Annotated in this window: 2 protein-coding genes; both read left to right on the forward strand. The window is 63.0% G+C overall.

Translation table 11 applies throughout. The annotated features are described in order from the left end of the window. The first annotated feature begins 107 nt into the window (after positions 1 to 107). Positions 108 to 1,607 (forward strand): IS21 family transposase, encoded by a 1,500-nt coding sequence (gene istA / locus ET21_RS0102910; RefSeq protein ID WP_030538512.1) that lies wholly within the window; start codon positions 108 to 110, stop codon positions 1,605 to 1,607. 20 nt (positions 1,608 to 1,627) lie between these two features. After that, positions 1,628 to 2,431, forward strand: coding sequence for an IS21-like element helper ATPase IstB (istB, locus tag ET21_RS0102915; protein ID WP_030538513.1), 804 nt, complete (start codon positions 1,628 to 1,630; stop codon positions 2,429 to 2,431). Positions 2,432 to 2,554: the final 123 nt, after the last annotated feature.

Consider the following 2,554-nt stretch of genomic DNA (forward strand, 5'->3'; position numbering starts at 1 on the left):
TGTGCACGGCGGTGACAAACCAGGCCAATGGAGCGCCGGCAAATTGCTGAGCGCGGCGGAGTAAAAACCAGCCATTGGTAAGGTTGCTCTTTTTGGAGCGGCCGGGGATGTTTGCCGTGGAGAGCTATGCAGCGGTACGCCGCTTTGTGTTTGTCGAAGGGAACAGCCAACGGGAGGCAGCGAAGGTTTTCGGCCTGAGCCGAGAGACGATCGCGAAGATGTGCCGTTTCTCGCTGCCGCCGGGCTACACGCGTTCCAAGCCTGTCGCCAAGCCGAAGCTGGGATCGTTGCTGCCGGTGATCGACCGGATTTTGGCTGAGGATTATGTTGCGCCGCTCAAGCAACGCCATACGGCCAAACGAATCTTTGAGCGGTTGCGCGATGAACATGGCTACGGCGGCGGCTATACGGTGGTGAAGGATTACGTTCGGCAGAGCCGTGTGCGTAGCCGCGAGACCTTCGTGCCGCTGGCGCATCCGCCAGGGCACGCCCAGGTGGACTTTGGCGAAGCGGTGGGAGTGATCGGCGGTGTGCGGCAGAAGGTGCATTTCTTCTGCATGGACCTTCCGCAATCCGATGCCTGCTTTGTGAAGGCCTATCCTGCCGAGACGACGGAAGCCTTCCTGGACGGGCATGTTTGCGCCTTCGCCTTCTTTGGCGGGGTACCGCTCTCGATCCTGTACGACAACACCAAGATCGCGGTGGCCAAGATCTGCGGGGATGGCAAGCGCGAGCGTACCCAGGCCTTCACCGGGCTGGTCAGCCATCACCTGTTTGCCGATCGCTTTGGCCGCCCGGGCAAGGGCAACGACAAGGGGAAGGTTGAAGGGCTGGTGAAGTATGCGCGCTCGCACTTCATGGTGCCGATCCCGCGCGCGGCGACCTATGACGACTTCAACGCAGAGCTGGAACGACGGTGCCGGGCCCGGCAGGACGAGCGAGCCGAACGCCACACCGAGACGATCGGGGAGCGCCTGGCGGCAGATCTGGCGGCTTTGCGCCCGCTGCCCGCCGGCACGTTCGAACCATGCGAGACCAAGGGCGCACGCGTCTCCTCGACTGCGCTGGTGCGCTACCGGACCAACGATTACTCGGTGCCGACCTGCTATGGCTTCCAAGACGTTGTCGTGAAGGGCTTCGTCGACCGGGTTATCATCCTGTGCGGCGGTGAAGAGATCGCCCGTCATCCGCGCTGCTATGGCGAAGCCATGTTTGTGGCAAACCCGCTGCACTATCTGGCCCTGATCGAGACCAAGCCGGGCGCGCTCGATCAGGCAGCCGCGCTTAAGGACTGGAATCTGCCGGAGGACTTCCAGCACCTGCGCCATCTTCTCGAGGTTCGGATGGGCAACAAGGGGAAGCGCGAGTTCATCCAGGTCCTACGCCTGCTTGAGGCGATGCCGATGGAGGTGGTGACCTTTGCGGTGAAAGAGGCAATCCACATCGGGGCAATCGGCTTCGATGCGGTCAAGCAGATCGCACTGGCGCGGATCGAGCGTAGACCGGCCCGGCTCGACCTGGAAGCCTATCCGCACCTGCCCAGGATGGAGGTCAAGACAACGCGCGCTGCTGACTATGCCAGCCTTCTGCCGGGGATGGCCGCATGAGCCGGGCCGGGGAAGACAAGATGCCCACTGGCACGACGGCGGGCACACCGCAGGTGCTGCTGGCGCATCACCTCAAGCAGCTCAAATTGCCCACCGTGCTGCGCGAATATGAGAAGCTGGCCCGGGAATGCGCACGCGATGGCGTGGATCATACCCGCTATCTGCTGCGCCTTATCGAACTGGAACTCATCGACCGGGAGCGGCGCACCGTCGAACGCCGTATCCGCGCCGCCCGGTTCCCGGCGGTCAAGAGCCTGGACACCTTCGAGTTCACCGCCATCCCCAGCCTCAACAAGATGCTCGTGCTCGAACTGGCGCGCTGCGAGTATATCCTGCGGCGGGAAAACATCATTGCGCTGGGCAACAGCGGGACGGGTAAAACCCATGTAGCGCTCGCCCTGGGACTGGCCGCCTGCCAGAAGGGCTTCAGCGTCCTGTTCACCACCGCTGCGGCCCTGGTGAACCAGTTGATGGAGGCCCGCGACGAAAAGCGCCTCCTGAGGATGCAGCGCGAACTGGCCGCCGTGAAGCTGCTGATTGTCGATGAACTCGGCTATGTGCCGCTCTCGCCGACCGGGGCCGAATTGCTGTTCGAAACCTTCTCCCAGCGCTACGAGCGCGGCTCCACGATCGTCACCTCTAACCTGCCTTTCGAGGACTGGACCCAGGTTCTGGGTTCTGAGCGGCTGACTGGCGCGCTCCTTGATCGCCTCACGCACCATGTCAGCATCCTGGCCATGAATGGCGACAGCTACCGGCTCAAGCAATCCGCCCGCCGCCGCACCGCCGGGGCGGAGCAAAACCAGGCCACCACGCCCGACTGATCCGCAGAAAAACGGCCAATATGCAAAGGGCCCCGATCGGGGCCCTTTGCATATCATCCGCGCCACATTCACTGGCCTGCTTTTACTCCGCCGCGCTGGCCTAAAATCCGACCGCCGTTGACA

Source organism: Sphingobium sp. DC-2, from assembly GCF_000722555.1.
In the GTDB taxonomy this organism is placed as follows: Bacteria; Pseudomonadota; Alphaproteobacteria; order Sphingomonadales; family Sphingomonadaceae; genus Sphingobium; species Sphingobium quisquiliarum.